The sequence below is a fragment of the Mycolicibacterium vaccae NBRC 14118 = CIP 105934 genome (assembly GCF_001552715.1).
Lineage (GTDB): Bacteria > Actinomycetota > Actinomycetes > Mycobacteriales > Mycobacteriaceae > Mycobacterium > Mycobacterium vaccae.
Genome location: NZ_BCRS01000006.1, coordinates 37187 through 63819 on the forward strand (window position 1 = coordinate 37187; position 26633 = coordinate 63819).

29 protein-coding genes are annotated in these 26633 nt (G+C 67.5%); 18 read left to right on the forward strand and 11 right to left on the reverse strand.

The annotated features are described in order from the left end of the window. The 6 genes from MVA01S_RS02295 (at position 1) to MVA01S_RS02320 (ending at position 5635) form a co-directional block, all read left to right on the forward strand. Positions 1–1236 carry a CaiB/BaiF CoA transferase family protein gene (locus MVA01S_RS02295; protein WP_003928204.1) on the forward strand — a complete coding sequence of 412 codons (1236 nt, stop codon included), beginning with the start codon at positions 1–3 and terminating at the stop codon, positions 1234–1236. After that, complete coding sequence (locus tag MVA01S_RS02300) at positions 1226–2035, forward strand: enoyl-CoA hydratase/isomerase family protein (RefSeq protein ID WP_003928205.1); 810 nt, start codon at positions 1226–1228, stop codon at positions 2033–2035. The genes MVA01S_RS02295 and MVA01S_RS02300 overlap by 11 nt, the downstream gene beginning before the upstream one ends. Beyond that, on the forward strand, positions 2035–3180 hold the full coding sequence (locus MVA01S_RS02305; RefSeq protein WP_003928206.1) for a thiolase family protein: 1146 nt from the start codon (positions 2035–2037) through the stop codon (positions 3178–3180). Before MVA01S_RS02300 ends, MVA01S_RS02305 begins: the two co-directional genes overlap by 1 nt. A gap of 10 nt (positions 3181–3190) precedes the next feature. After that, positions 3191–4339 carry an acyl-CoA dehydrogenase family protein gene (locus tag MVA01S_RS02310; protein ID WP_003928207.1) on the forward strand — a complete coding sequence of 383 codons (1149 nt, stop codon included), beginning with the start codon at positions 3191–3193 and terminating at the stop codon, positions 4337–4339. A 157-nt stretch (positions 4340–4496) separates the two neighbouring features. Beyond that, a complete protein-coding gene (locus tag MVA01S_RS02315; protein WP_003928208.1) occupies positions 4497–5138 on the forward strand; it encodes a TetR/AcrR family transcriptional regulator in 642 nt (213 codons plus the stop codon). Further along, entirely contained in the window at positions 5135–5635 is a 501-nt protein-coding gene (locus tag MVA01S_RS02320; protein WP_003928209.1) for a hypothetical protein, read from the forward strand. The genes MVA01S_RS02315 and MVA01S_RS02320 overlap by 4 nt, the downstream gene beginning before the upstream one ends. A 2-nt stretch (positions 5636–5637) precedes the next feature. On the opposite strand, the gene MVA01S_RS02325 is transcribed toward MVA01S_RS02320, so the two are convergent. From MVA01S_RS02325 to MVA01S_RS02340, 4 genes are read right to left on the reverse strand one after another with little or no spacing between them, the layout of a single operon-like run. Continuing rightward, positions 5638–6603, reverse strand: a complete 966-nt coding sequence (locus MVA01S_RS02325; protein WP_003928210.1) for an NADPH:quinone oxidoreductase family protein — start codon at positions 6601–6603, stop codon at positions 5638–5640. A gap of 6 nt (positions 6604–6609) precedes the next feature. Then, positions 6610–7596 carry a phosphotransferase family protein gene (locus tag MVA01S_RS02330; protein WP_051015193.1) on the reverse strand — a complete coding sequence of 329 codons (987 nt, stop codon included), beginning with the start codon at positions 7594–7596 and terminating at the stop codon, positions 6610–6612. A 32-nt stretch (positions 7597–7628) separates the two neighbouring features. After that, a complete protein-coding gene (locus MVA01S_RS02335) occupies positions 7629–8927 on the reverse strand; it encodes an acyl-CoA dehydrogenase family protein (protein WP_003928212.1) in 1299 nt (432 codons plus the stop codon). A gap of 21 nt (positions 8928–8948) precedes the next feature. Continuing rightward, entirely contained in the window at positions 8949–9596 is a 648-nt protein-coding gene (locus MVA01S_RS02340; protein ID WP_064635149.1) for a TetR/AcrR family transcriptional regulator, read from the reverse strand. 83 nt (positions 9597–9679) lie between these two features. On the opposite strand from MVA01S_RS02340, the gene MVA01S_RS02345 reads away from it, so the two are divergent. Further along, positions 9680–9865, forward strand: coding sequence for a hypothetical protein (locus MVA01S_RS02345; RefSeq protein WP_040539827.1), 186 nt, complete (start codon positions 9680–9682; stop codon positions 9863–9865). A 12-nt stretch (positions 9866–9877) separates the two neighbouring features. Here the strand turns inward: MVA01S_RS02345 and MVA01S_RS02350 are convergent, their stop codons facing one another. The 7 genes from MVA01S_RS02350 to MVA01S_RS02380 are packed head-to-tail and all read right to left on the reverse strand — an operon-like array spanning position 9878 to position 17061. After that, a complete protein-coding gene (locus MVA01S_RS02350; protein ID WP_003928215.1) occupies positions 9878–10831 on the reverse strand; it encodes a TIGR03564 family F420-dependent LLM class oxidoreductase in 954 nt (317 codons plus the stop codon). Positions 10832–10844: 13 nt separating this feature from the next. Continuing rightward, entirely contained in the window at positions 10845–11591 is a 747-nt protein-coding gene (locus tag MVA01S_RS02355; protein ID WP_003928216.1) for a hypothetical protein, read from the reverse strand. Between the two features lie 7 nt (positions 11592–11598). Further along, complete coding sequence (locus tag MVA01S_RS02360; RefSeq protein ID WP_003928217.1) at positions 11599–12510, reverse strand: NAD-dependent epimerase/dehydratase family protein; 912 nt, start codon at positions 12508–12510, stop codon at positions 11599–11601. A gap of 14 nt (positions 12511–12524) precedes the next feature. After that, positions 12525–13322 carry a hypothetical protein gene (locus MVA01S_RS02365; protein ID WP_003928218.1) on the reverse strand — a complete coding sequence of 266 codons (798 nt, stop codon included), beginning with the start codon at positions 13320–13322 and terminating at the stop codon, positions 12525–12527. A gap of 25 nt (positions 13323–13347) precedes the next feature. Next, positions 13348–15078, reverse strand: a complete 1731-nt coding sequence (locus MVA01S_RS02370; protein WP_003928219.1) for a nitric oxide reductase activation protein NorD — start codon at positions 15076–15078, stop codon at positions 13348–13350. Further along, positions 15075–15893, reverse strand: a complete 819-nt coding sequence (locus MVA01S_RS02375) for a CbbQ/NirQ/NorQ/GpvN family protein (protein ID WP_003928220.1) — start codon at positions 15891–15893, stop codon at positions 15075–15077. Before MVA01S_RS02375 ends, MVA01S_RS02370 begins: the two co-directional genes overlap by 4 nt. 1 nt (position 15894) lies before the next feature. Beyond that, a complete protein-coding gene (locus MVA01S_RS02380; RefSeq protein ID WP_003928221.1) occupies positions 15895–17061 on the reverse strand; it encodes a spirocyclase AveC family protein in 1167 nt (388 codons plus the stop codon). Between the two features lie 105 nt (positions 17062–17166). Between MVA01S_RS02380 and MVA01S_RS02385 the strand changes: the two genes are divergently transcribed. From MVA01S_RS02385 to MVA01S_RS02435, 11 genes are all read left to right on the forward strand, one after another. After that, the gene (locus tag MVA01S_RS02385) at positions 17167–17772 is read left to right on the forward strand and encodes a TetR/AcrR family transcriptional regulator (protein ID WP_003928222.1); all 606 of its coding nucleotides are present in this window, start codon (positions 17167–17169) and stop codon (positions 17770–17772) included. Between the two features lie 206 nt (positions 17773–17978). Then, positions 17979–18503 carry a hypothetical protein gene (locus MVA01S_RS02390; RefSeq protein WP_003928223.1) on the forward strand — a complete coding sequence of 175 codons (525 nt, stop codon included), beginning with the start codon at positions 17979–17981 and terminating at the stop codon, positions 18501–18503. A 255-nt stretch (positions 18504–18758) separates the two neighbouring features. After that, positions 18759–20036 carry an aromatic ring-hydroxylating oxygenase subunit alpha gene (locus MVA01S_RS02395; RefSeq protein ID WP_003928224.1) on the forward strand — a complete coding sequence of 426 codons (1278 nt, stop codon included), beginning with the start codon at positions 18759–18761 and terminating at the stop codon, positions 20034–20036. Further along, entirely contained in the window at positions 20033–20383 is a 351-nt protein-coding gene (locus MVA01S_RS02400; RefSeq protein WP_003928225.1) for a hypothetical protein, read from the forward strand. The genes MVA01S_RS02395 and MVA01S_RS02400 overlap by 4 nt, the downstream gene beginning before the upstream one ends. Then, positions 20380–21639 (forward strand): metal-dependent hydrolase family protein, encoded by a 1260-nt coding sequence (locus MVA01S_RS02405; RefSeq protein WP_003928226.1) that lies wholly within the window; start codon positions 20380–20382, stop codon positions 21637–21639. The genes MVA01S_RS02400 and MVA01S_RS02405 overlap by 4 nt, the downstream gene beginning before the upstream one ends. 33 nt (positions 21640–21672) lie before the next feature. Then, on the forward strand, positions 21673–22125 hold the full coding sequence (locus MVA01S_RS02410) for a MarR family winged helix-turn-helix transcriptional regulator (protein ID WP_040539832.1): 453 nt from the start codon (positions 21673–21675) through the stop codon (positions 22123–22125). A gap of 235 nt (positions 22126–22360) precedes the next feature. Then, a complete protein-coding gene (locus MVA01S_RS02415; RefSeq protein WP_003928228.1) occupies positions 22361–23005 on the forward strand; it encodes an FMN-dependent NADH-azoreductase in 645 nt (214 codons plus the stop codon). A gap of 155 nt (positions 23006–23160) precedes the next feature. Then, positions 23161–24189, forward strand: a complete 1029-nt coding sequence (locus tag MVA01S_RS02420; RefSeq protein ID WP_003928229.1) for a ferredoxin--NADP reductase — start codon at positions 23161–23163, stop codon at positions 24187–24189. A 30-nt stretch (positions 24190–24219) separates the two neighbouring features. Next, complete coding sequence (locus MVA01S_RS02425; RefSeq protein ID WP_003928230.1) at positions 24220–24966, forward strand: SDR family NAD(P)-dependent oxidoreductase; 747 nt, start codon at positions 24220–24222, stop codon at positions 24964–24966. 36 nt (positions 24967–25002) lie between these two features. Continuing rightward, the gene (locus tag MVA01S_RS02430) at positions 25003–26274 is read left to right on the forward strand and encodes an aromatic ring-hydroxylating oxygenase subunit alpha (RefSeq protein WP_003928231.1); all 1272 of its coding nucleotides are present in this window, start codon (positions 25003–25005) and stop codon (positions 26272–26274) included. Further along, a complete protein-coding gene (locus tag MVA01S_RS02435) occupies positions 26271–26615 on the forward strand; it encodes a hypothetical protein (protein WP_003928232.1) in 345 nt (114 codons plus the stop codon). The genes MVA01S_RS02430 and MVA01S_RS02435 overlap by 4 nt, the downstream gene beginning before the upstream one ends. Positions 26616–26633 lie beyond the last annotated feature (18 nt).

The window sequence follows — 26633 nt, forward strand, 5'->3', positions numbered from 1 at the left end:
GTGAGCAGTTCTCAGACCGGTGCCGGCCCACTGGCCGGCGTCACCGTCGTCGCGATGGAACAGGCCGTGGCCGCCCCGATGTGCACCCGGGTGCTGGCTGATTTCGGCGCCCGCGTGATCAAGGTGGAGAACCCCCAGGGCGGAGACTTCGCCCGGGCCTACGATGACGTCGTCAACGGGCCGGGTGGCCTGGCCGCGCACTTCGTGTGGGCCAACCGCGGCAAGGAATCGGTCACGCTGAACACGAAAACCGCTGCGGGCCTGGATATCCTGCACCGATTACTGGACCGCGCGGATGCCTTCGTGTCCAATCTGGCGCCGGGTGCGACGGCGCGGCTGGGCCTGTCCGCGGCCGACCTCGCCCAGCGGCACCCCCAGGTGATCCCGGTGGAGATCGACGGCTACGGCCCGGGTGGACCGATCTCGCACAAGCGGGCCTACGACCTGCTGGTGCAGGCCGAATCCGGGTCCTGCGCGGTCACCGGTTACCCAGGCATGCCCGCCAAACCCGGTCCCGCGGTGGCCGACTTCACCTCGGGGCTGTACGCGGCCATCTCGATCCTGGCCGTGCTGTACGGCCGGGCCGGGCGGCCCGCGAGCGATCCCGCGCCGTCGGTGGAGTTGAGCCTGTTCGACGTGATGACCGACGTGATGGGCTACGCGCTGACCTACACCCAGCACTCGGGGATCGACCAGGAACCCCTCGGTGTCGGCTCCCCGGCGGTGGCGCCCTACGGGGCGTTCCCGACGCGGGACGGGCAGACCGTGGTGCTCGGCACCACCAACGACCGGGAATGGCAACGGGTCGCCCGCGAGATCATCGACCGGCCCGACCTGGCCGAGGACCTGCGGTTCGCGACCAACCCCGGCCGGTGCGCGCACCGCGAAGTCCTCGAGGAGGCGATCGGCAGCTGGTGTGCTCAACACGACCTCGCCGAGATTCAGAAGAAGGCCGACGACGCCGGGATCGGCAACTCGCGCTACAACAAACCCAGCGAGGTCGTGGTGCATCCGCATCTGTCGGCCCGCGACCGGTGGCGCACCGTCGCAACCCCCAAGGGCGACATCCAGGCGCTGCGCCCGCCACCGGTGATCAGTGATTTCGAGCAGCCGATGGGCGCGATCCCCGGTCTCGGTGAGCATACCGACGCCGTGCTCACCGAATTAGGTTTCACCGCAGGCGATCTGGCGCAGCTGCGGACTGACGGCGCGATCGGACCGGCCTATGGGGGCTGAGGAACAGACACTGCTGTCAGCGGACCGCGACGGTGTGCGAACCCTGACCCTGAACCGTCCCGAGCGGCGCAACGCGCTCGACGCGCGGCTGTGGATGGAACTCGCCGACGCGCTGCGCCGACTCAAACGCGACACCGGGATCCGGGCTCTGGTGCTGACCGGCGCCGGCGGTGCGTTCTGCTCCGGCGCCGACATCGGCACCGGTGAGCAGATCCATCCGCGCTACAAGCTGGACCGGCTCACCGACGTCGCCCTGGCCCTGCACGAACTCGCGATACCGACGATCGCGAAGGTCGACGGCGTTGCGGTCGGGGCGGGCTGGAACCTCGCCCTCGGCTGCGACCTGGTGGTCGCCACCCCGCAATCCCGGTTCTGCCAGATCTTCTCCAAGCGCGGTTTGTCGGTCGACCTCGGCGGCTCCTGGCTGTTACCCAAGATCGTCGGCCTGCAACAGGCCAAACGGCTTGTGCTGCTGGCCGACATGATCGGCGCCGACGAAGCTCATGCCCTCGGTCTGGTCACCTGGGTCAGGCCCGCCGAGGACATCGACGCGTTCGTCGACGAGCTGGCCCGCCGGTTGGCGGACGGGCCGCCGTTCGCGCTGGCCCAGAGCAAGGCGCTGCTCAACGACGGCGCCAACGTGACCTTGCGGGAGGCGCTGGCCAACGAGGCCCGTGCCCAACCCGGCAATTTCGCGACCGCGGACTCGGCCGAGGCCTACGCTGCGTTCGCTGCGAAGCGGGACCCGGAGTTCACCGGGGCATGGACTTTGAACGAGCGAACTGAGGAGCAAAGGTAATGCGGGAGACGGTCATCGTGGGTGCGGTGCGCACTCCGGTCGGCAAGCGCAACGGCGGGCTGTCCGGGCAACACGCCGCCGACCTGTCGGCGGAGGTGCTCAACGAACTCGTGCAGCGCACCGGAGTGGACACCGAGCTGATCGACGACGTCATCTGGGGCTGCGTGTCGCAGGTGGGGGATCAGTCGAGCAACATCGGGCGCTACGCGGTGCTCGCCGCCGGCTGGCCCGAACACATCCCGGGCACCACGGTGAACCGGGCCTGCGGATCGAGTCAGCAGGCCCTGGACTTCGCGGTGCAGGCCGTGATGTCGGGACAGCAAGACATCGTGGTGGCCGGGGGAGTGGAGGTGATGAGCCGGGTTCCGCTGGGAGCCGCGCGCGCCACCGGCACCCCCTACGGGCCGAAAGTCTTTGCCCGCTATGACGATTTCGCGTTCAACCAGGGGATCTCGGCGGAGCTGATCTCGCAGCAGTGGGGTTTCTCCCGCACCCGGCTCGACGAGTATTCCGCGCGGTCCCACGAACTCGCGGCCGCGGCCCAGGACGCCGGGGCGTTCAAGGATCAGATCGTGCCCGTCTTCACCGATGACGGCATAGTCACCGAGGACGAGGGCATCCGTCGCGGGACCACGGTGGAGAAGCTGGCCGGTCTCAAGCCGGCGTTCACCGAGGACGGCGTCATCCACGCCGGTAACTCGTCGCAGATCTCCGACGGCGCCGCGGCGCTGCTGGTGACCACCGCGGACAACGCCGTGAACCTCGGACTGACCCCGCTGGTGCGCTACCGCGCCGGAGCGGTCACCGGCGCGGACCCGAAACTGATGCTGACCGGCCCGATCCCCGCGACCGAGAAGGTGTTGCACAAGGCGGGCCTGACGCTGGACGAGATCGGCGTGTACGAGGTCAACGAGGCGTTCGCGCCGGTGCCGCTGGCGTGGTTGGCCGACACCGGCGCCGACGAGGCGAAGCTCAACCCGCTCGGCGGCGCGATCGCGCTCGGCCATCCGCTCGGGGCCTCCGGTGCGGTGCTGATGACGCGGATGATCCACCACATGCGGGACAACGGAATTCGTTACGGGTTGCAGACCATGTGCGAAGGCGGCGGCACCGCCAACGCGACGATCGTCGAACTCGTCAAGTAGGAGACACCGGGTGCGTAGAGATCTGTTCACCGAAGACCACGAGGCCTTCCGCGAGCTCGCTCGCGACTTCGTCGAGAAGGAGGTCGTGCCGCACTATCCGCAATGGGAGAAGGGCGGCCGGATGCCGCGCGAGGTCTTCGAGCAGATGGGTGAGCTCGGGATCCTCGGTGTGGCGATCCCCGAGGAGTTCGGCGGCGGCGGCCAACCCGACTACCGCTACAACGTGGTCCTGCAGGAAGAGGCGGCCCGCGCGCTGGTCACCCTGTCGACGGTGCGGACCCAGCTCGAAGTGATCCTGCCCTACTTCCTGCACTACGCGAATGCCGAGCAACGGCAGCGCTGGTTCCCCGGGCTGGCGGCGGGCCGGCTGCTCACGGCCATCGCGATGACCGAACCCGGCACCGGTTCGGATCTGGCGGGCATGCGCACCACCGCGGCCCGGGACGGGGACGACTACATCGTCAACGGTGCCAAGACGTTCATCACCGGCGGCATGCAGGCCGACCTGGTCATCGTGGTCGCGCGGACATCCACCGATCCGGACAACCGCCGCAAGGGGCTGACCCTGTTCGTCGTCGAGGACGGTATGGAGGGGTTCACCCGCGGCCGCGAGCTGGAGAAGATGGGCTGCAAGGTCCAGGACACCGCGGAGCTGTCCTTCGTGGACGTCCGGGTTCCGGCCGCGAACGTTCTCGGCGAGGTGGACGAGGCGTTCGGCTATCTCGGCCACAACCTCGCCCAGGAGCGGCTGACGGTCGCGGTGGGGTCGGTGGCACAGGCGCGGTCGGCGATCGCCGCGGCGATCGACTACACCCGCAACCGCAAGGCATTCGGTACGCCGGTGGCGTCGTTCCAGAACACCAAGTTCGAGCTGGCGGCCTGCTCGACCGAGGTGGAGGCCGCCCAGGCGATGCTGGATCGCGCCGTGTCGCTGCACGTCGAGGGAGAGCTCTCGGGAGCCGATGCGGCCAGGACGAAGCTGTTCTGCACCGAGATGCAGCAGCGGGTGGTGGACCGCTGCCTGCAGCTCTTCGGCGGTTACGGCTACATGATGGAGTATCCGATCGCGCGTCTCTACACCGATGCGCGCGTGGCCCGCATCTATGCGGGGACGAGCGAAGTCATGAAGGTGATGATCGCCAAATCTCTCGGCCTGTAGCGGTAATCGGTCTGACCATAGGCTTTACCGTTGGATTGACGGGGGCGCCGATTATGCTGTGACGGCCACCTAAACCTGATTATGGTGAGACCCTTGTCACAGCCGCGAAACCTACCTACTGTGTGTTCACTAGGTTGGTTCAGCCCCAAGGAGACGTTTGTCCGCCACCGAGTCCGCCGCGGCCGATCTGGTATCGCCCAGGCGGCCGTACGCGACGTTGTTCGCCAAGGGCGAGGACCGTAGACAGCGGATCCTCGCGGTGGCCGAACGTCTGTTGGCCCGCAACGGGTGGCGCGCCACGTCGCTGGCTCAGATCGCCCGGGAGGCCGGGGTCACGCCGGCGGGGCTGCTGCACCACTTCGAGTCCAAGGAGCAATTGCTCAACGCCGTGCTCGATGCGCGTGACACCGACGACGACGCACACGCCGACCGCTCCGGGGATCTCATCGCCGCGCTGCGCCAGGTGCCCAAGCGCTTCGAACGCGCGCCGGAACTGGTGGGGACGTTCATGGTGCTGCTCGCCGAGAACATCGCCCCCGACGCTCCGCTGCACGACCGCCTGCACAAGCGGTACCGCGACGCGGCGGACATCATCAGGAAACTCATCGTCCGTGGTCAGCAGCAGGGGCTGTACCGCACCGACGTCGACGCGGCCAGCAAGGCCACGGAGATTCTCGCCTTCATCAACGGAATGGAGATCCAATGGTTGCTCGATCCTTCAATCCCGCTGACCGAGGTGTACAAGGGGTACGCGGAGTCGCTGGAGCGCGATCTGACGGCACCGGCACCGCCGACATGAGATACCGACTGGACATCGTGTCTCCCACGGTGTGCGACGCGGTGTGCTTTGCCGGCGGCTGGATCTACGACCGGGTGACCGCCGGGTGGGACGTCACCGTCCTGGTGGGCTGCGATGAGGACGTGCGACCCCTGGAGATCCTCGGGGCCGAGGTCCTGGACCTGGAGTCGGTGCTGGATTCCTGGGAGCATCGGCCGCACCCGCAGACCGTCGCGGTGGCCGCCGACCTCTACGGCCGCGACGACCGGGTGCGCCTCGGCGTGCTCGGCGCCCTCGACCAGGGCGCGACCGAGGTGACACTGTGGGGTGCACCGGTTCCGGCCGAACTGGACAGCAGCGTGGGCCCCGTCGAGCACCGGCTCAGCGCGGCCGCCCGGGCGTTCAAGGCGCAGGCGCTCGCGGCGGTGTTCGGCGCACGTCAGGCGATCGCTCCGACCGAGATGTTCAGCAGCGGCATGATGGTCTCGGTGGCCGCGGACCTGGTCCCGGCCAGCTGATTTCAGCGCAGGTCGATCAGGACCTTGCCGATCGCACGCCCGTCGCCGACGTGGTGCAACGCCGCGGCGACCTCGTCGAGCCGGTAGACCGCGCCGATGTGCGGTGCGGCCCGGCCCGCGACCAGCAGTTCGTGCAGTTCGGTCTCGTTGCGGCCGAACTCGTCGACCGGAACGTCCTGGAATTGGAAACCCAGCACGTGAACTCCCTTGATCAGCACCAGATTCAGCGGGATGCGCGGTATCTCTCCGGAGGCGAACCCGACGGTCACGAAGCGGCCACCCCGGCCCAGTGACCGCAGGGCCGGTTCGCTGAGGCTCCCGCCGACGGGGTCGATCACGACGTCTGCCCCGCCGGGTGCGCTCTCACGCAGCGCGGCGCGCACGTCGCACTCACGGTGATTGACCAATTGTGTTGCCCCGTATCGCGCTGCGGCAGCGAGCTTCTCGTTGGACGACGCGACGGCGGTGACGTCGGCCCCGAGCGCAGCGCCCAGTTGCACCGCGGCCAGTCCCACACCGCCCCCGGCGCCGAGCACCACCAACCGTTCGCCGCTGCGCAGCCGCGCCGTCGAGCGCAGCGCATGGTAGGCCGTGCGGTGGGCTACGCCGAACGCGGCCGCGGTGCGCGCGTCGATCCGGCCGGGCACCAGCGCCAGGCAGGCCGGGTCGACCACGACGTTCTGCGCGAAAGCGCCGACCATGCCGGTGCCGCTCACCCGGTCACCGATCGCGAAGTCCGAGACACCGAAACCGATCTGGTCGATCACGCCGGCGAACTCACTGCCCGGCACGAACGGGGGCGCCACCTTGACCTGGTAGGTGCCGGCCACCAGAAGCACGTCGGGATAGTTGACCGCGGCGGCCTCGACGCGCACCCCCACCTGCCCGGGTCCGGCCGTGGGCGCGGCGCGCTCCTCGACGCGGACCACCTCGGGCGGCCCGTACTCCGGGCAGACCGCAGCGTGCATGCCGTGTTAGCCCCGGTAGTCGGTGGACTCGGCGAGCTCTGCGGCCGACGCCATCAGGCTGGTGACCACCGGGCCGAAGGCCAGCAGCTTCTCATCGTCACCGGCGCGTTGGTACCCCTGCTCCAGCACGATCGCGAGCTTCCACTTGGCCAGCACCAGGTAGTAGTCGAGATCGTCGACCTGGCGGCCGGACACGGCGGCGTAGTGCGCCACGACATCGTCGCGCGACGGCATCCCGCGCATGTCGACGTAGCTCATCGCCGCCGCGTCGTCGTCACCGGACGGCCAGGACTGCACCATCCAGCCCAGGTCGAGTTTCGGATCGCCGACGGTGCCCATCTCCCAGTCGACGATCGCGGCCATCTGCGCCGGCGCGCCGTGGCGGTACATGACGTTGGCGAACTGATAGTCGCCGTGCATCAACCCCGGGATGAAGTCGAGCGGCTTGTGGCCCTTCAGCCATTCGGTGGCAACCTCCAGGCCCGGGAGTTCGCGGCTCTTGATGCGGTCCAGGAAGCCGATCCAGCGGTCGACCTGGCGTTCGTGGAAGCCGTCCGGTCGGCCCAGATCGTGCAGGCCCTTGGCTTTCCAGTCCACCTTCGACAGCAACGCGATGCCCTCGGCCAGTTGGTAACTCAGGCCGGGCCGGGCAGACACGTCGCTGTCGAACGGCTCCGGCCAACGGCCGTGGGTGTCCATCGGTGACCACCCGTCGACGAAGCCCATCAGATAGAAGGGGCGACCCAACACCGACGCGTCGTCGCAGACACCGACAGCGGCGGTGTGGGGCACGTCGGTGCCGTCGAGGGCTTCGATGATCCGCCACTCCCGCAGGATGCCCTTGTCGCGGTCGGGCGGGGCGCCCGGTGGTGGCATCCGCAGAACGCAGCGGTGCTCACCGCGGGTGATCTCGAAGATGACGTTCTGCGTGCCGCCGGACAGGAACCGGGCGGTCAGCGGTTCGCCTTTGCCCGGCAGCGCAGCCGCATCCATCCAGTCGGCGAGCCGCGTGGTGTCGATCTCGCTCACAGGTTGCCCACCTCATGTTCGATGAAGTCGGCGTACTTCGCCTGTGCCGCTTCCCGTTTGGCGGGAATCCACTCCGACGGCCAGATGCCGTCGGTGGGCCGGTAATCGCGCAGCACCTGTTTGGCGACGGTCGTCTTGTGCACCTCGGTGGGTCCGTCGGCCAGCCCCATCACCGCGGCGCCGGTCACCATGCCCAGGAACGGCACCTCGTTGGTCACCCCGAGCGCGCCGTGCACCTGCATCGCCCGCCAGGCGATGTCGTGCAGCACGGTGGGCATCACCACCTTGACCGCGGCGATGTCCTTACGGACCTTCTTGTAGTCGTTGTACTTGTCGATCTCCCACGCGGTGTAGAGCACCATCAGCCGGAACTGCAGCAGCTGCGCGTAGGAGTCGGCGATGTAGCCCTGCACGAACTGCTTGTCCGACAGCCTGCTGCCCTGGGTCTGCCGGCTCAGCGCCCGCTCGCACATCATGTCCAGCGCCTTGCGGGAGAGCCCGATGGTGCGCATCGCGTGGTGGATCCGGCCGCCGCCGAGCCGGGTCTGGGCGATGGCGAACGCCTGGCCTTCACCGCCGAGCAGTGCCTCGGCGGGCACCCGCACGTTGTCGTAGTGGATCAGCGCGTGCGAACCCTGGTCGGCGCGCTCGCCGTACAGGCCGACGTTGCGTTCGATCTTGACGCCGGGGGTGTCGGTGGGCACCAGGAACATCGACATGCCCTGATAGGCACTGACATCCGGGTTGGTGACGACCATGACGATCAGGAACGAGGCCGTCGCGGCGTTGGAGGAGAAGAACTTCCAGCCATTGATGACCCAATCGTCGCCGTCGCGCACGGCGCGGGTGGTGAACATCGTCGGATCCGCGCCGGCGTGCGGTTCGGTCATCGAATAGCAGGAGAACAATTCGCCGTCGAGCAGCGGGCGTAGGTACCTCTGCTTCTGCTCCTCGGTGCCGTAGTGGGCGATGATCTCGGCATTGCCGGTATCGGGTGCCTGACAGCCGAAGATGATGGGCGCCCACTGGGAGCGGCCGAGGATCTCGTTGAGCAGGGCCAGCTTCAGCTGGCCGTACCCCTGCCCGCCGAGGTCGGCCCCCAGGTGGGTGGCCCACAGCCCGCGGCGGCGCACCTCCTCCTTGAGCGGATCGATGGCCTCACGTCGCTTCCCCTCCAGCGGCACGAACTGCTGATGAGGAAACGCCAGGTCGAGTGGCTCGACCTCCTCCCGAACGAACTCGTCGGCCCAGTCGAGCACCTTCTGGTACTCGGGGTCGGTTTCGAAGTCCCACATGACGGCCTCCTTGCCGGCGTTTCAGCGTGCGTTGTATCCGTGGACCAGCGTGCAGATGTCGGAGGTGACCACCTCCGCGAACGAGCGTGTGCCGAACGCGCCGGCGGCCCAGTGCCGGGCGCCCTCGCTGACCATCGTCTGGGCGAGGTAAGCGGCGTGGGCGGTGTCGACGTCAGCGGGTAGCTTGCCGTCGGCCTGGGCGCGGGTGAACAACTCGGTGAACATGTCGGCCTCGGTGTCGGGCGAGCGGCCGTCGGCGAGTATCCGGTGTTCGTGGCGGTAACCCTCGAGGATGGTCTCGATCACGAGCTCACGGGGGTTGCGTGCCATCGATTGTTCGAAGGCGCTCAACGCGGCGGCGACCACGGCGTCGATCTCGTACGGCTTCTGCAGCAGCGAATGGATCCGTCGTTGTGCCGCTTGGGTGGACAGCACGCCGACTTCGAAGAGCACATCCTCTTTGCGCGGAAAGTAGAAGTAGAACAGGGCTTTCGACACACCGGCGGCGGTGCAGATGTCGGCGACGGTGGTGGCCGCGTAGCCCTTGGTCCGCCACAGCGCCATCGCCGCCTGCACCAGCATGCGTTTGGTCTCGTGAGAACGGGCGCGCTGGAAGGAGGCGCGGCGCTGACCGCGGTCAGCAGCAGGCTGTTCGGCCGTAGTGGGCACGTTCGGGACGGTAACAGAGCAATTCGCGCGAGGGAATAGTTGACCGTGGTCTAACTAAGTCTTTGTTCGGCACAATGGTCGGCATGGTTGCACTTCGCGTCGCGGCGCTCGCGTTCGCCGTGCTGGCGCTGACCGCCGGGGTTCTGCAGATCACTGCCTACGCCTCGAACGGCTGGCTGCGGCATCTGATCGTCGGGGTGTTCGCGTGCGTGGTCGGCGTCTCGGTCGGGGCCGCCACCATCGCGGCGATCCTGCGGTCGCGGCGCTGAACCGTCCCCGCGTCAGAACTGGGGGACGACGGAGGCGAGGAACTCTGCGGTGCGCTGCCAGGACCGGCGCCGCTGTTCGGCGTCCTCGCCCAGCGGGATGATGCGCGCAGCCAGATCGGTGACACCGGCGTCGCGATAGGACCGCAGGCGGGCGAGCACGGCGGACTCGTCGCCCGCGGCCATCGTGTCGCCGACGTCCTCGGCGTCGCCGTGTTCGAGCAACGCGACATAGTTCGGTGAGAAGTGGGCGTGCCCGAGAACCTCGCCGGCATAGCCGCGTGCGGCGTCGACGTCGCGCGGGTGACACAGCGCCACCGGCACGCCCGCGACGATGCGCGGCCGGGCACGGCCGGCGGCGTGCGCGGCATCCGACAGCCTCGGTGCGACGTGCTCGGCGATCGCGCGTTCGTCGGCCATCCACAACACGGTGCCGTCGGCGCGTTCGCCGGCGAGGCGCAGCATGGCCGGCCCCAGCGCGGCGAGCAGGACCGCGGGCGCGGCGTCGGCGACATCCACCGGGCTGTGCACCCGGAAGCTGTCGTTGTCGACGTCGACCTGGCCGGGGCCGGCGAAGGCCGCGTCGAGCACGTCGAGGTAGTCGCGCAGCACATGGACCGGGCGCTGGTAGTCAAGACCCAACTGGCCGTTGATGATCCACTCGTGAGACAGGCCGAGGCCGAGGCTGAAACGCCCGGCGCACGCGGTGTTGGTGGTCAGCGCCTGCTGCGCGAGGATCAGCGGGTGCCGGGTCTGGATCGGGACCACCGCGGTGCCGATCTCGATATCGGTGGTGGACGCGCCGAGCAGCGCCATCGCCGTCATCGCGTCCAGATAGCCGGGCACCTGCGGGAACCAGAACGATCGGAACCCGGCGGACTCAGCCGCTTTTCCGTCGGCCAGCACCCCGGCGAGCCGATCGGCGCGCGAGCGTTCTTTGTCCGAGCCGACCATCATGCCGATGCGCATGGTGCACCCTTCGTCACGGGACATGGCGGTCCCATTCGTGCGGGACCACGGGATAGAACGGTGCGGCAAGCAGCGGCCGCGTCCCGGCCTCCTGCCAGCGCGGTGCGAGTACCGGTTCGAGCCGGCGGGCGACGACGACGGGGTCGTCGTCGAGGAAGCAGTAAGTGAGGTGCTGACCCGGATGCGCGCCGGCCGGCCCACGGTCGACGCCGATCGCCGATGCCGACCAGATGCCGATCACCCCGTCGACGTCGAGCACCCCTGTGACATCGGTGGGTTCGTGCTCCACCCACAGGACCACCCCCCGGACGGGCCACCACGGCAGCACGTCGGCACCGACCTTGACCCGCGGCGCGGCCACCTTGCCGGCCAGCCCGTACACACCGCGCTCGACCGGTGGCAGCAACGCGATCTTGCGGCCCGCATCTCCGAGCGCGGTCGACAGGTCGTTGAACGCGCGCAGCCCGGACCGGTCGCTGAAGAAGTAGGTCATGATGTGGTCGACGGCGTCCAGCTTCGCGTCCGCGGCCAGCCGCGCGGCGCGGCACTCCGGCGTCGACACCAGCCGCAGTGACGCCCGCACCGCCGACAGCCGGTGCTGTTCGGGACGGTGATCGAGGGTGTGCCAGCGCAGGTACTCGGCGTCGAGTCCGTCGGGATGACGGGTGGCCATCGACACGAACAGGGTGCTGATGTCACCGCTGCCGGCGCCGAGGATCGCGGCGACATCGTCGGACGGAGTTCCTTGCAGTTCCCGCATCATGTCCTCACCGAGTCGGGCCGTCGAGTACGAGCGCCGGGTGGCGGGCGGCGGCCATCCTCCGGAACCCTTCGCGCCACGGCACTTTCGTCCTGCCCAGCACGGCGTGCATGTGGGTGACGTCCGGCCACAGCGGAGTGTGCGCGTCGGGGGTGTACTCGAAGACGGGTTCCACGCCGACGAGTTCGCCGAGATACCTGCAGTACTCCTCGACGCTGACGGTTTCGCTGCCCGCCCAGTTCACCACCTGCGGTGGCGATGTCGCGACCTCCATCGCGCGGATGCCGAGTTCGACGTAGTCGTCTTCGTAGATCGGGTTGTAGTTGTTGGGCTTGTCGGGGTGGAGGCGGATCGGTTTGCGCGCCAGTATCGCGTCCAGACGGTCGGCGGCCGAACCGCCCTCGGGTCCGTAGGTCGAGCAGATCCGGATGATCGTCACCGGGATGCCGTGCTGTCGGGAGATCCATGTGCAGACCGCCTCGGCGGCGACCTTGGAGAAGGAGTAGTTGGCGCGCAGCGGCACTCCCGGTGGGTCGGCTTCGGTGAGCGGGCGCCTGCCCTGATAGCCGTAGATCGACCCTGTCGAGCACAGCACGAAACCCTTGACCCGGCGGCAGTGATAGAGCAGGTCGCCGGAGCGCAGCGCGTTGGTCTCGACGCACTGCGTCCAGTCGCCCTGCCCGGGGTCGACCGCGGCATGGAACGCATACGTGAAATCGTCGGCAAGAGCTGAGAAATCGTCGCCACTGAGATCCAGGGCCACGGGCCGCACACCGATGGCTGCCAGCTTGTCCCGCTCGGCGGGATCGCGCAGCCGCGCCGCGCCCCAGACCTCGTTGTCGGCGGCCAGGGCACGGGCGATGGGGAACGCGATCTTGCCCGTCACCCCGGTGATCAGGATCTTCTCACCGTGCAGCACGGCGGGTCGCCTCCTCAGAGTCCCGGTTCCACCGGGCCTGCGCGTCGGGTCAGGTAGTCGATCTGCAGGTGGATCGAGTAGAGCACCAGCGGCGGCAACACGATAAACGGGATGTTCTCGCCGACGAACTTGAAACCGAGCCCCCACCCGCCCTGCCCGATGTTGCTGAAACCCGCGCCGACCTCGGCGACAAAATAGACGGCGGTGCTGCTCATCAGGATCGCGCAGCCGGCGAACGTGATCCACAGGCACCGGATCCGCGACTCTGCCGACAGGGTCGGACGGATGAGTCGGGTCCACATCGCGAACACGGTGATGCCGGTGAGCACGCCGACGATCTCCAGCGCGAAGATCCACGGGTTGCCGCTGACGTAACGGGTGTCGGCCAGTGCGTACTGCCACCACAGCCACTTCCAGCCGGGATCGGTCGTCGGTGCCCACAAGCCGAGGGGATGGCCGATCAGGAACATGAGCTCGTAGCCGATCTGGCTGCCCGCGGTGTAGGGCAGGTAGAACAGCGTCAGCTCCGCGGCTTTGTCGAGCCGGGTTCGCTGCTCTCCAGGCGCATTCCAGAAGATGACGAAGGGCAGCAGTATCACCGGGATACCGAAGATCAGGTTCACGACGACATCGGTGGTGAACGTGGGTGGGATCACCCCGAAGCTGACCCCGACGGTCACCGCCAGGAACATCCCGAACGTGAAGATCCCGGTCCAGGTGTAGATCTTCAACCGGTGCGGTGCCCACGGCTGCGCGAAGTTCGGCTCGTGTCGGCTCGGGTTGCTCGGTGTGGCCACCACATCGTTGGGCACTCTCTGACCCCCGGTAGGCGCTATATCAACTACTTGTGATTGCTGCGCGAGCATATACCGGTGGCGTTCGCGGAGCGGCGAGTTCACGCAACGCGCCCAGGAACAATTCGTCCATCCGCGGACTGAGGTCGCCGAGGGTGGCAGCACCGGCGTAGCTGGCCGAACCGAAGACGCGCCCGAGTGCGTCGGCGTCGGTGGCGGCACCGATCGACAGACACAGGCAGGCCACACCGTCGGCGCGTAGTTCCTCCAGTGCCTTGCGTGCGTCGGCCTCGGCGTAGCGGCCTTCGTAACCGTCGTCGTAGGGATGCCCGTCGGACAGGACCAGCAGCAACCGGTTCGGGGTGCCCGCCTGGCTCTTCAAGATTTCGCCGGCACCCCGTACCGCCGCACCGAGACGGGTGTAGTTCGCCGGCCGGAGCTGGGTCAGCCGGGCCCGGCTGATCGCGCCGAAACGCTGCTCGAAGGTCTTGATCGCCGGCAGGTGTACGGCCCTGCGGCCCTTGGAGCGGAACGCGTACACCGCGACCCGGTCCCCGAGGTCCTCCAGCGTCGCCGCGACGGTCGCCGCCGCGCGCCGCTGGTGTTCGTGCACGGCAAGACCTTCCGGGTCGGCGTCGGTCGCCGATCCGGACGCGTCGAGCAGGATCAGGACACCGAGGTTGCGGGCGATCTTGCGGTGCTCGGTGTACACCTGCTCCGGAGGCGAGAATCCCGACCTCAGGTCGATCGTCAGGTCGACCAACGCCTCGATGTCCAGATCGTCCCCGTCGGCCCGGCGCCGCAACACTTTCGGTCCCAGGCCTACCCGGGACAGCCGGCGGCGAAGTACTTCGTCGGGCGTCACCGCCGCCGCCGACACGTCGGCCGCGGCGGTGAACGGATAGTCGATGACCCGGCACCATTCGGGCCGGTACCTGTGGTTGAAGACGTCCCATTCCGGATACAGTGCGCCGCCGACACCGACGGCGGCACCGGGGTTGGCCTCGTCGGCGAACACCAGGCGGGTGGGTAACGGGCGTGCATCCGGGCCGGCCGCTCGGGCGCGCCTGGCGCCCCCGACCCGCAACTCGGCTCCGCCCGAACTGTTTCCCGACGATCCGGGGGAGCTGCCGAGCAGCTTGCGCAGGAAGTCGCCCACCGCCTGCGAGTTGAACAGCGGGTTGTCGAAAAGTTTGAGGATCTTGCTGTCCTCGCCCGCGGATTCCTCGTCCTGCTCGGGATCGCCGTCGTCGTCCCCGGCGGTGGTGACGATCTGGAAGCGCAGGTCCTCATCGGATGCGCGGGTGCCGGGCCGGTCCGGAATCATCGACACGCGAGCGGGTTTGAGCGCACCGAACCACGACGGGGCCTCGGCCACCCGCGTGCGGCCGCGGGCCAGCTCGAGCGACTCGGCGGACGACGCGGTTTCCGGTGCGCCCCAGGTGGACACCGCGGCGGCGAGAGGGAGCCGGGCTGCCAGGTCGGCGAGCACCCGGCGGCCCTCGACGGCCAGATAGCGTCGCGACCACGATGCCCGGGCCCGCAGCGGGCGGATCAACGCGGGATCGAGACTGCCGGCGCCGAGCAGCGCGCTCTGTACCAGGACTTCGCGCCGCTGCTCATCGTGCGTGCCGCCCCGCGAGACGTAGACGACGCGGCCGTCGGTGTGCGCGGGCGCTCCGGCGGGGGCCTCGGCGATGTCCACCGCGTATCCGGCGAGGTAGCCGGCCAGCAGTCGAAGATGCTGCGGCTCAGCGGGTTCCGGTTTGGTCACGGCCGGGGGAGGAGCGCGTCGACCAGTTCGCCGAGCGCGCGGATGATGTCGTGGTCGTCGGTGAGGGCCTCGACGACGGCGGACTGCACCGCTCTGCGCAGGCTCAACCCCTCGGCGACCAGCCCGCCGGCGAGGATGAGCATCCGGGTGGACGACGCCTCCCGCAGCGGTGAACCGTCGATGTTGCGGATCGCGTCACCGATCGTGACGAGTGTGCGGGCGGTGTCGGCGTCCACACCGGCTTCGTAGGCGACGATCTCGGTCTCCACCGCCGGCGGCGGGAACCCCAGCTCGATGGCGATGAACCGCTGGCGGGTGGATTCCTTGATGCTCTTGAGCACACTTTGGTAGCCGGGGTTGTACGAGATGACCAGCTGGAAACCTGGTGCGGCCTTCAGGGTGGTGCCGAGCCGGTCGATCGGAAGCTCGCGGCGGTGATCGGCAAGCGGGTGGATCACCACGGTGGTGTCCTGGCGCGCCTCGACGATCTCGTCGAGGTAGCAGATCCCGCCCGAGCGCACGGCCCGCGTCAACGGTCCGTCCACCCAGACCGTCTCGCCGCCTTTGAGCAGGAACCGTCCGATCAGGTCGGCCGAGGTCATGTCCTCGTGCCCGGCGACCGTGATCAGCTCACGGCCGAGCTCGTGGGCCATCGCCTCGACGAACCTCGTCTTACCGCACCCCGTCGGGCCTTTCAGCAGCACCGGAGATCCGCGGCGCGCCGCCGCGCGGAACACCTCCGCCTCGTCGCCGACCGGCCGGTAGAACGGTGCCGCGGAGCGGGTTTCGACTGCGTGGACGCTGTTGAGCGACACCTCATTCGCTCCGTTCGTGGGGCACCACGGCCGGCATGTCCACCCCGTCGGGCAGCACGAACTCGCCGTCGGTGTTGATGTACCCGGAATGCCTGGTCGGGATGGGTAACGACGGGTCGGGGCAGGGCCGGTCGGTGCCGTCGCCGCACAGGCCTGAGGTGAAGTACGAGCGCTTCTGCACATCCTCGGGCCACGGATCGGCGTGCGTCGCCATGAACTGCGCAGGCAGGATGTAGAAGGTGAAGAAGGACGCGCTGATGGCGGCGAAGATCGCCAGGAAGCGGACCAGCTGTTGGGTGGCGAAGCCGCCCCGGACGTTGTCCAGTCCGCGCTCGACCACGGTGCGGCCGCGATCGTCGGTGAAGAACCGCAGGCAGCACAGCGCGGCCTGCACCCCACCCCACATCAGACCCTCGTAGATCGGCCACTGGTAGTAGGTGCCCGCGTTGATCGACAGTGACTGGATGGCGCCGGGGAAGGTGTACATCCCCAACGGCATGAGGATCAGGCCCTCCATCACGAAGTCGAAGACGAACGCCCACGCGAACGCCACGCCGATCAGCCCCCCGGTGCCGAGATTCGGCCACCGCTGCTGGGCCTTGCGCATCACCCAGCAGCCGAGGATGGTGCACAACAGCACGCCGTACGCGTAGCCGGAGACGTTGATGCCCAACGGTTCGGCCACCTGCGCGCCGGGTTTCTCCGGGGAGAGCCAGCCGGGGACATGGGGCGCCCACGACCCCATGTTGAACGCCCAGGCGTTGTACGTGCACCAGGTGTTGATGTAGTTGAGCAGAGGGTCCTGGAAGAAGAACAATCCCGTGGACACCATGATCATGCCGTCCAGGGTGATCCGGCGCTCCCGCCGCCACGGCCGGATGATGAACCACCAGATCGCGACCGGGAACAGTGCCGGTGAGCCGATCTGCCAGACCATCAACGCCACTTTCATGAACGTCGGCGGGTCGGTAGGTCCGGGGTCCACCCGCTCGAAGTAGGGGCCGGTGATCCAGCGGATCCAGACATAGATCTGGAAGACCAGGATCAGGCCGCCGGCGGTCGCCCAGATCTTCACCCGCCGGGACGACGGCGCCGCGGGCGCGTCCAGCCGCCCGAACGTGCTCAGGGATTCGGTGGCCGTGGGTTTCTTGTCCGACAGTTCGCTCACTAGTACCCCTCCTCGTCGCACGTCGACCGCGCGATCCCGGGAAATATACCGACTGGTATCTGCGGAACTCAATGGTTTCCAAGAATCCTGTGGCAGACTCTCGTCATGGCGGAACGCTGGACCCGGGAGCGACGACTTGAACACACCCGGTCGCTGCTGCTGGATGCCGCCGAGACCGTGTTCGGCGAAAAAGGTTTTACCGCCGCGACTCTCGACGACATCGCCTATACCGCCGGCTACACCAAAGGTGCCATCTACAAGCACTTCGCCACCAAAGAGGACCTGTTCCTGGCCGTCAGTGACCGATACTGGCGCCGCTATTTCGACAGCTTCGCCGAGGTGATGGCGTCGGCGAGCAGGGTCGGCGCACACGAACTCGACGCGATCGCCGAGCGCTGGCGCCAGCTCAGCAACGACCGCGGGGCCGAGCACGCCGCGCTCGGACTGGAGTTCACGCTGTATCTGCTCCGCAACCCCGAGGCCAGGGAGCGGGTGGCGCAGAAGCGCTCCGACGTCGTCGAGAAACTTGCCGAATTCATCGTCGACAGCATGGACAAGTTGGGTGCCACGCTGACGATCCCGGCGCTGACCTTCGCCCAGACGTTGGTGGCCACCAGCGACTCCGTGATCTTGGGGAGTCGGCTCGACGACGTCGACCTCTATCGACCGGTCATCGAGATGTACACCTCGGTGATCAAGCTGCCGAGCTGACCCCGTCCCGGTGCCGAGCAGACGCGAAATCGCACTGTTCGGGCCCTTTTCGTGCGATTTTGCGTCTGCTCGCCGACCATGGTGCCCATCTCGGGCCGGTCTCGTCGTTCACCCGTGTATCTCCGATACACAGATGTATATTCAGTCGCGAAGGCGGCCGGTGGACGTCCCGCTGCCGTATGGCAGGCGAAAGGAATTGCACTGTAATGGATCTCGTTGAGCGCATCGCCAAGCACCGGAGAATGGCCGAGAGTTACCGCGACAAGTACGTGCTCCAGAAGGTGCAGGAGGGGGAGAGCTACGACGAGTGGGAGTTCGCCGACAACGCGGTGTACACCTCGCCGTACTTCGTCGCGGACCAGGAACTCGTGCTCAAGGACGTCGCGACGCACTGGGATACGGCGGCGACGATCGAGGCCAAGGCCTACGGCATCACCTTTCCCGACTGGAAGCCCGTCGACTTCAAGGTCTGGCCGGCCGAGAACGGATTCGTGCAGCGCTATCGCTGGGAAGGGACCAACGTCAACACCGGCGAGACGATGGGCTTCTACTCGATCAGCTTCGTCGACACCGACGAGGAGTGCCGGATCGTGCACTGGTCCACCTACGTCAACGACGAGGAGTACGGCCCCTTCCTGGAGGCGGCCATCGGGGCGCGCGGGCCGTTCCGCGGAGACGACTACATGCAGGCCCTGGCCCGGCATTTCGAGAAGCACAACATCACGTTCTGAGTCGTCGCTTCCCGGCGAGCAGACATGAACTCGCACGATTTCACCCTGTTTCGTGCGACTTTGTGTCTGCTCGCGGCGGGAGGGGGACCGGTGAGTATCAACTACTTGCGATTGATGGGCCGAGGATATAGCGTCGGCCATGTCGTCTCCTGCGAGATCTGAAAAGGCTGCGGTGCCTGGTTGTTCGCCTGCGGGACTGCTCCGGTCGGTTCGCGTGCGGCGACGCAAGCAGTGACGGCAGCCCAAGGAGACGACATGGCCCGATTTCCGAAGCCGGCAGAAGGCAGCTGGACCGAGCACTACCCGCAGCTGGGCACGGGCCCGGTCTCCTATCGGGATTCGGTGGACCCCCAGTTCTATGAGGTCGAGCGCAACGCCGTGTTCAAGCGGGCCTGGCTGAATGTGGGCCGGGTGGAACAGGTTCCACGAAAAGGCAGTTACTTCACCAAGGAACTCAAGGTGGTCAACACGTCGATCATCGTGGTGCGCACCACCGCTGGTGAGGTCAAGGCCTACCACAACATCTGCCGCCACCGCGGTAACAAGTTGGTGTGGAACGAGATGCCGCTGGAGGAGACCAGCGGCGTGTGCCGTCAGTTCACCTGCAAGTACCACGCGTGGCGCTACGACCTGGACGGCAACCTGACCTTCGTGCAACAGGAGGGTGAGTTCTTCGACCTCGACAAGAGCCGGTACGGACTCGTGCCGGTGCACTGCGAGGTGTGGGAGGGCTTCATCTTCGTCAACTTCGCGAAAGAACCTGAGCAGACGCTGCGCGATTTCCTCGGCCCGATGATCACCGGTCTGGAGGGCTATCCCTTCGACAAGATGACCTCGCGGTTCCATTACCGGTCCGAGGTGAAGGCCAACTGGAAGCTCTACATGGATGCGTTCCAGGAGTTCTACCACGCACCCGTCCTGCATGCGAACCAGTCGCCGACGGCGTACTCCAAGGCTGCGGCGGAAGCCGGCTTCGAGGCGCCGCACTATCGCATCGAGGGTCCGCACCGGTTGGTGAGCACCTCGGGCGTGCGCGCCTGGGAGATGGCCGACGAGATGCGCAAGCCGATCGAGGACATCTGCCAGAGCGGGCTGTTCGGGCCGTGGGACAAACCCGATCTCGGGCTCATGCCCGACGGGCTCAATCCGGCGAAATGCGATCCGTGGGGCCTGGATTCGTTCCAGCTGTTCCCCAACTTCGTGATGCTGTTCTGGGGTCAGGGCTGGTACCTGACCTACCACTACTGGCCGACGTCACACAACACCCACATCTTCGAGGGCACGCTGTACTTCCCGCAGCCGCGCACGCCGCGGGAGCGCATCGCGCAGGAACTTGCCGCGGTCTCGTTCAAGGAGTACGGGCTGCAGGACGCCAACACCCTGGAGGCCACGCAGTCGATGATCGAGTCACAGGTTCTCGACGAGTTCGTGCTCTGCGACCAGGAGGTGCTGATCCGGCATCTGCACACCGAGACCGCGGCGTGGGTCGAGGACTACCGGCGCAGGACCGAACAGGTCGGGCAGGGGGTGTGAGCGTGGACGTGTCGACGCAGACCGCCAAACTCCCCGCCGAGTTCGCCGACCTCGAGCAGTTCGCCGACTGGTGCCTCGCCACCGAATCGGAGCGCTACGGCAAGCGCCTCGCCAGCACCATGCGTGACATGCAGGCCTTCTACGACGCGATCACGCCCCGCGCGGAGGAGGCCATCGCCTACTGCGACAAGTTCGCGCTCGACGACCTTCCCGACGACGTGCTGAACCTGATGCGGCTGCTGTACTCGATGATCCAGGTGTCGTTCCCGGTGGAGTGCTGGAAACAGCCGAAGGTGCCGGATTCCGGCGCGACCTCGCTGGACTGCGATTCCGAACCCGTCCCGTGACGACCACCGTCATCCGGGCGGCGCGGTGGGTCGACATCGACGCGGGCCGGGTGCGCACGCCGGCCACCGTCGTGGTCGTCGACAACCGCATCGAGTCGGTCGATCCCGAGGTGCTCCCGCAGGACGCGGATCAGACCCTCGATCTCGGCGACGTCACGCTGATGCCGGGACTGATGGACATGGAGCTGAACCTGCTCATCGGCGGGCCGGGGGGACCGGAGGGCCTCCCGAGCCCGATGCACGGGGTGCAGGACGATCCGGTGTATCGCACGCTGCGGGCCGCGGTGAACGCCCGCAGCACCCTCGAAGCCGGCTTCACCACGGTGCGCAACCTCGGTCTGATGGTCAAGACCGGCGGCTACCTGCTCGACGTGGCCTTACAGCGGGCCATCGACCAGGGCTGGCACGTCGGGCCGCGCATCTATCCGGCCGGACACGCGGTGACCCCGTACGGCGGTCACCTGGACCCGACGGTGTTCCAGCGGCTCGCGCCGGGGATCATGCCGCTGTCGGTGGCCGAGGGGATCGCCAACGGCGTCGACGACGTGCGTGCGTGCGTGCGTTATCAGATCCGGCACGGCGCGAAGTTGATCAAGGTGTCGGCCTCGGGCGGGGTGATGTCGCACAGCACGGCACCGGGCGCCCAGCAGTACTCCGACGAGGAGTTCGCCGCGATCGCCGACGAAGCGCACCGGGCCGGTGTGCGGGTTGCCGCACACGCGGTAGGCGACACGGCTATTCGCGCGTGCATCCGCGCCGGGATCGACTGCATCGAGCACGGCTTCCTGGCCACCGACGACACCATCCAGATGATGGTCGACCACGGCACCTTCCTGGTGTCGACCACCTACCTCACCGAGGCGATGGCGATCGACCGCATCGCACCCGAGCTGCGCAAGAAGGCGGAGGTGGTGTTCCCGCAGGCTCAGGCGATGCTGCCCAAGGCCATCGCCGCCGGCGTCCGGATCGCCTGCGGCACCGACGCTCCCGCGGTGCCGCACGGGCAGAACGCCAAGGAGTTGTGTGCTCTGGTCGCCCGTGGGATGACCCCTATGCAGGCACTGCGGGCGGCGACGGTCACCAGCGCCGAGCTCGTCGAGGCCGACGACGAACTCGGCCGGCTCGCCGACGGCTACCTCGCGGACATCGTCGCGGTGGGTGGGGACCCGTCGAAGGACATCGCCGCGACGCTCGACGTGCGGTTCGTGATGAAGGACGGTGTGGTCTACAAGCACGCCGCAGCCGAGCCGGACTAGCGTGAACCCATGGAGGCGCGCGACGTGGCAGGCATCGAGCTCACCGACAACATCCTCTGGCTGCTCAAGCAGGCCTTCTACTTCTCGCTGACCAGCGTGAACGAAGCCGTCGCCGAGCACGGGGTGAGCACGGCCCAGATCGGCGTGCTGCGTCAGCTCGCCAACGAGCCGGGCCTGTCCGGCGCCGAGCTGGCCAGGCGACTGCTCATCACTCCACAGGGCGTGCAGCTCGCGCTGACCGCGCTGGAGAAGCGCGGGCTGGTGGAGCGCAAACAGAACCCCGCGCACGGCCGCATCCTGCAGGCCTTCCTGACCGAGCAGGGGCGCAAGGTGGCCGCCGCCGTGGTCAGCGACGCAATCGCCGCGCACGACAAGGTATTCGGCGTGCTGTCCAAGGCCGAGCAGCAGACCCTGCGCGAACTGCTGGGGCGTGTGGTGGAGCAGGGGACCGGCCACGAGTTGTACGCCGACCACGTCGACCACTAGCGCGTGTGCACAGTGTGGCGGCCACGGGGTGATCGCGCGTAGGGCTTCTGCGCCGCGTGACTTCTTGGGTGCCGAGTCACAGGTGACCCGCGGGACCGCGTCGTGGCCGAGTGATCGACCGGCGCGCGAGCCGACGTGCTCGCTCATCGTCACAGTGGCGAGTAAGGGGATGCATCGACGAAGGACAGGCATTCAAACAGTTCGTACGGGACGAACTATCCATGAAGGAGCAAAGATGCCGCATCTGTTGCACATCGACACGTCGATCCAAGCCGAGCGATCGGTCACCCGGCGGCTGACGGCGAGAGCGGCGGGCCGCTGGCGTGCCGCCCATCCGGCGGGCACCGTGACCTACCGGGATATCGGCAGCAACCTGGTGCCCCATCTCGACGCCGCTGGTGGATTGGCGGCCATGGTGCCGCCCCAGGACCACACGCCCGCACAGGCCGCGTCCTATGCGCGCAACGTCGCGATGATCGAGGAGATCAAGCAGGCGGACACCGTGCTGCTGGGCCTGCCGCTCTACAACTTCGGCCCACCGAGTGTGGTCAAGGCGTGGGTCGACCGCATCGTCGTACCCGGGGTGTCGTTCGACCCGGTGACCCAGCAGGGTCTGCTCGCCGGCACGGAGCTGATTGTGCTTGCTGCCCGCGGTGGCGGGTACGGCAGCGGCGCCCCGCGGGAGGGTTGGGATCACGCGGAACCCTGGCTGCCGCACGCGCTTTCGCTGACCGGAATGGTGCCTCGATTCATCAGCGCGGAGCTGACCATGGCCGCGGACAACCCCGCGATGGCCGGCCTGGTCCCGCTGGCGTCCCAGAGTCTGGCCGATGCCGAGGCTGAGATCGACACGCTGTGGGCGGTGAGCGTGCGCGCATGACATGGGGGGAGGAGCATCCGCGCCGGCAAGCGTCCCTCGCCGTCACGGAACCGTGGCCGCGAATCAGCTCTTGACGGTGCGGACTCGGTCCGGATCTCGCTGCACGAGCGTCAAGTACTTGATCTGAATGACAAGTACTTGATACTGTCGCGGGGATGGCCGAGGATCGCAGCGCAGAAGGATTCGCCCCGCTTCGCATCGCGCGGGTGGTGCGCGAGACTTCCGACGCGGTGTCGCTGGTGCTCGACGTCCCTGACCACTGTTCGCACCGCTTTCGCTACCGGGCCGGCCAGTTCCTGACTGTGCGGGTCAGCCTCGACGGCCGCGACCTGCGTCGCTGTTACTCGATGTCCTCCGCGCCGGTCGAGGACGAACTGCGGATCACCGTCAAACGTGACCCCGGCGGCGTGGTGTCCAACTGGATCAACGACACGGTCAGCGCCGGCGATGAGCTCCACGCGGCGCCGCCCGAAGGAAAATTCGTTCTCCATGAGGGGGTTTCGGCGACCGCTCCACTCGTCGCGTTCGCCGGCGGCAGCGGCATTACGCCGATCATGTCGCTGCTTCGAACCGTGCTGACCGAATCCGATCGGCCCGTCAAACTGTTCTACGCCAACCGCGCCCGTGATTCGGTGATCTTCGCCGACGTGCTGACCCGGCTGGCCGCCGCGCATCCCGACCGGCTGACCGTCCAGCATCACTTCGACGAGGACGGGGGAGTGGTGCGCGCGCCGGCGATCCAGTCCTTCGCCGGTGACCCCGGCGTCGGGGACTACTACATCTGCGGCCCCGCGCCGTTCATGGACACCGTCGAGAAGACCTTGCTGGCAGCCGGTGTGACCAAGGGCCGCCTGCATCTGGAACGGTTCACCGTCACCCCGATCGAGTCCGGCGCCGCCGACGCGCAGGAGACCGACGAGATCGTCATCGAACTCGACCACAAGAAGACCACCGCGGCGTACCGCAAGGGCGACACCCTCCTGCAGACCGCCCGCTCGGCCGGGCTGAAGGCACCGTACTCGTGCGAGACCGGTTCCTGTGGAACATGTATGGCACGCATCGTCGAGGGCAGCGCCCGCATGGTCAACAACGACGCTCTCGAGGACGACGAGGTGGCCGAGGGCTGGGTGGTTACCTGCCAGGCGCTGCCGACCAGTCCCCGAGTGCACATGATCTACGAGTAGGAGCGGGCCGGCATGCACAAGGACTCCCACGTGTCGCGGGTGGCGGTGATCACCGGCGGCGCCTCCGGCATGGGTGAGGCGACCAGCCACGAGCTGGGTCGGCTCGGGCACAAGGTCGCCGTACTCGACCTCAACGGTGACGCCGCCCGGCGCGTCGCCGAAGAGCTTCGCGCCCAGGGGTATCCGGCGCTCGGCGTCGCCGTCGACGTCACCGACCGGGTCGCGGTCGAGGAGGCGTTCGCCAAAGTCCGTGCCGAACTGGGGCCGGTGCACATCCTGGTGACCAGCGCAGGTCTGGTGGACTTCGCCCCGTTCCTGGAGATCACCCCGCAGAACTGGCAACGCCTGATCGACGTGAACCTCAACGGAACCTTCCACTGCGCGCAGCTGGCCGTGCCCGACATGCTGGACGCGGGTTGGGGGCGCATCGTGATGATCTCGTCGTCGAGTGCGCAGCGGGGGTCGCCCGGCATGGCGCACTACGCCGCGTCCAAGGGCGCGTTGATCTCGTTCACCCGGTCGCTGGCGCGCGAGTACGGCCCGGCAGGCATCACGGTCAACAACATTCCGCCCTCGGGTATCGAGACCCCGATGCAACTTCAGTCGCAGCAGGCCGGCTTTCTGCCGCCCAACGAGCAGATGGCCGCCAGCATCCCGGTCGGCCACCTCGGCACCGGCGAGGACATCGCCGCGGCGGTGGGGTTCCTGTGCTCGGAAGCCGCAGGATTCATCACCGGCCAGACACTCGGGGTCAACGGCGGATCGGTGATGGGATGACTTCCCAGGTGCACACACGAGGAAAGGGAGGTTCCGATGGGTAAGTGGCCCAAGCCTGCTGAGGGCAGCTGGACCGAGCACTACCCCGGCCTGGGTACTGGACCGGTATCGTTCCGCGACTCGGTCTCACCGGAGTTCTACGAGCTTGAGCGCGAGGCGATCTTCAAGCGCGCCTGGCTCAACATCGGCCGGGTGGAGGAGGTCCCGCGCGTCGGGAGTCACTTCACCAAGGAGATCGAGGTCGCCAAGACCTCGGTGATCGTGGTGCGAGGTCGCGACAACGAAATCCGCGCGTTCCACAACATCTGCCGGCACCGCGGGAACAAGCTGGTGTGGAACGACTTTCCCAATGAGGAAGTCAAGGGTGTGTGCCGGCAGTTCACCTGCAAGTACCACGGGTGGCGTTACGGGCTCGACGGTGAGCTCACCTTCGTCCAGCAGGCCGGTGAGTTCTTCGGCCTGGACACCGGCAAGCTCGGGCTGGCCCCCGTGCACTGTGACGTGTGGAACGGGTTCATCTTCATCAATCTCGACACCCAACCACGCCAGTCGCTGCGCGAGTTCCTCGGACCGATGATCACCGCGCTCGACGACTATCCGTTCGAGATGATGACGGAGCGTTACGATTTCGTCGCGCACAACAACAGCAACTGGAAGATCTTCGCCGACGCGTTCCAGGAGTACTACCATGTACCCTCGCTGCACAGCCAGCAGGTGCCCACCGAGGTCCGGCAGCCCAACGCGACGTTCGAGTGCGGACATTTCCAGATCGACGGGCCGCACCGGCTCGTCTCGACGGCCGGTACCCGACGCTGGCTGCTCGCTCCGGAATACATGTACCCAGTCGAGCGCGCCACCCGCAGCGGCTTGGTCGGGCCGTGGCGGACCCCCGAGACACATCAGTCGGCCGGCTTGAACCCCGGCGGTATCGAGCCGTGGGGGATCACGAACTTCCAGATCTTCCCGAACCTCGAGATCCTGATCTACCACGGATGGTATCTGCTCTACCGGTACTGGCCTACCTCGCACAACACTCACAAGTTCGAGGCCTACAACGCTTTTCACCCGGCGCGCACCGTGCGGGAACGCATCGAGCACGAGGTGGCGTCGGTGGTGCTCAAGGAGTTCGCGCTGCAGGACGCCGGCATGCTCGGCGGCACCCAGGCCGCCCTGGAGTACGGCCTGGGAGAACCGGTGGTCGACGACTATCCGCTCAGTGATCAGGAGATCCTGGTCCGCCACCTGCACAAGACGGCGGTCGACTGGGTCCAGGAGTACCAGGACGAGCGCCGCCCGGTGGGGGTGTGACCGTGTCCGAATCACCGCGGCTGCCCAGCGCGTTCGCCGAGTACGAACGGTTCGCCGAGAAATGGTGCTTGCCAACCGAACCCGAGCGCTGGCAGGCGCGCCTGTCGACACCGATGGGGCAGATCCACGAGTTCTACGACGCGTTCTCGCCGCGGTTCGAGGAGGCGATCGACTACTGCGACAAGTTCCCGCTCCAGGATCTGCCAGAGGATGTGCTCAACCTGCTGCACCTGGTCTATTCGATGATCATGGTGTCGATGGCCGTCGAGGTCTTCGGCACCCAGAAACCCGCCGATTCCGCCGACGCCGTCATCGACCGCGTCGGTGCCCCGGTGCCCTGAGAGAGAAGCGTGGCCACG

Bases quoted from the DNA above. Each gene is read 5' to 3' on its own strand.
- MVA01S_RS02300 (WP_003928205.1), top strand. From the start codon at position 1,226: ATGGGGGCTGAGGAACAGACACTGCTGTCAGCGGACCGCGACGGTGTG.
- MVA01S_RS02305 (WP_003928206.1), top strand. From the start codon at position 2,035: ATGCGGGAGACGGTCATCGTGGGTGCGGTGCGCACTCCGGTCGGCAAG.
- MVA01S_RS02320 (WP_003928209.1), top strand. From the start codon at position 5,135: ATGAGATACCGACTGGACATCGTGTCTCCCACGGTGTGCGACGCGGTG.
- MVA01S_RS02325 (WP_003928210.1), bottom strand. From the start codon at position 6,603: ATGCACGCTGCGGTCTGCCCGGAGTACGGGCCGCCCGAGGTGGTCCGC.
- MVA01S_RS02330 (WP_051015193.1), bottom strand. From the start codon at position 7,596: ATGGATGCGGCTGCGCTGCCGGGCAAAGGCGAACCGCTGACCGCCCGG.
- MVA01S_RS02335 (WP_003928212.1), bottom strand. From the start codon at position 8,927: ATGTGGGACTTCGAAACCGACCCCGAGTACCAGAAGGTGCTCGACTGG.
- MVA01S_RS02345 (WP_040539827.1), top strand. From the start codon at position 9,680: ATGGTTGCACTTCGCGTCGCGGCGCTCGCGTTCGCCGTGCTGGCGCTG.
- MVA01S_RS02350 (WP_003928215.1), bottom strand. From the start codon at position 10,831: ATGCGCATCGGCATGATGGTCGGCTCGGACAAAGAACGCTCGCGCGCC.
- MVA01S_RS02355 (WP_003928216.1), bottom strand. From the start codon at position 11,591: ATGCGGGAACTGCAAGGAACTCCGTCCGACGATGTCGCCGCGATCCTC.
- MVA01S_RS02385 (WP_003928222.1), top strand. From the start codon at position 17,167: ATGGCGGAACGCTGGACCCGGGAGCGACGACTTGAACACACCCGGTCG.
- MVA01S_RS02390 (WP_003928223.1), top strand. From the start codon at position 17,979: ATGGATCTCGTTGAGCGCATCGCCAAGCACCGGAGAATGGCCGAGAGT.
- MVA01S_RS02395 (WP_003928224.1), top strand. From the start codon at position 18,759: ATGGCCCGATTTCCGAAGCCGGCAGAAGGCAGCTGGACCGAGCACTAC.
- MVA01S_RS02415 (WP_003928228.1), top strand. From the start codon at position 22,361: ATGCCGCATCTGTTGCACATCGACACGTCGATCCAAGCCGAGCGATCG.
- MVA01S_RS02420 (WP_003928229.1), top strand. From the start codon at position 23,161: ATGGCCGAGGATCGCAGCGCAGAAGGATTCGCCCCGCTTCGCATCGCG.
- MVA01S_RS02430 (WP_003928231.1), top strand. From the start codon at position 25,003: ATGGGTAAGTGGCCCAAGCCTGCTGAGGGCAGCTGGACCGAGCACTAC.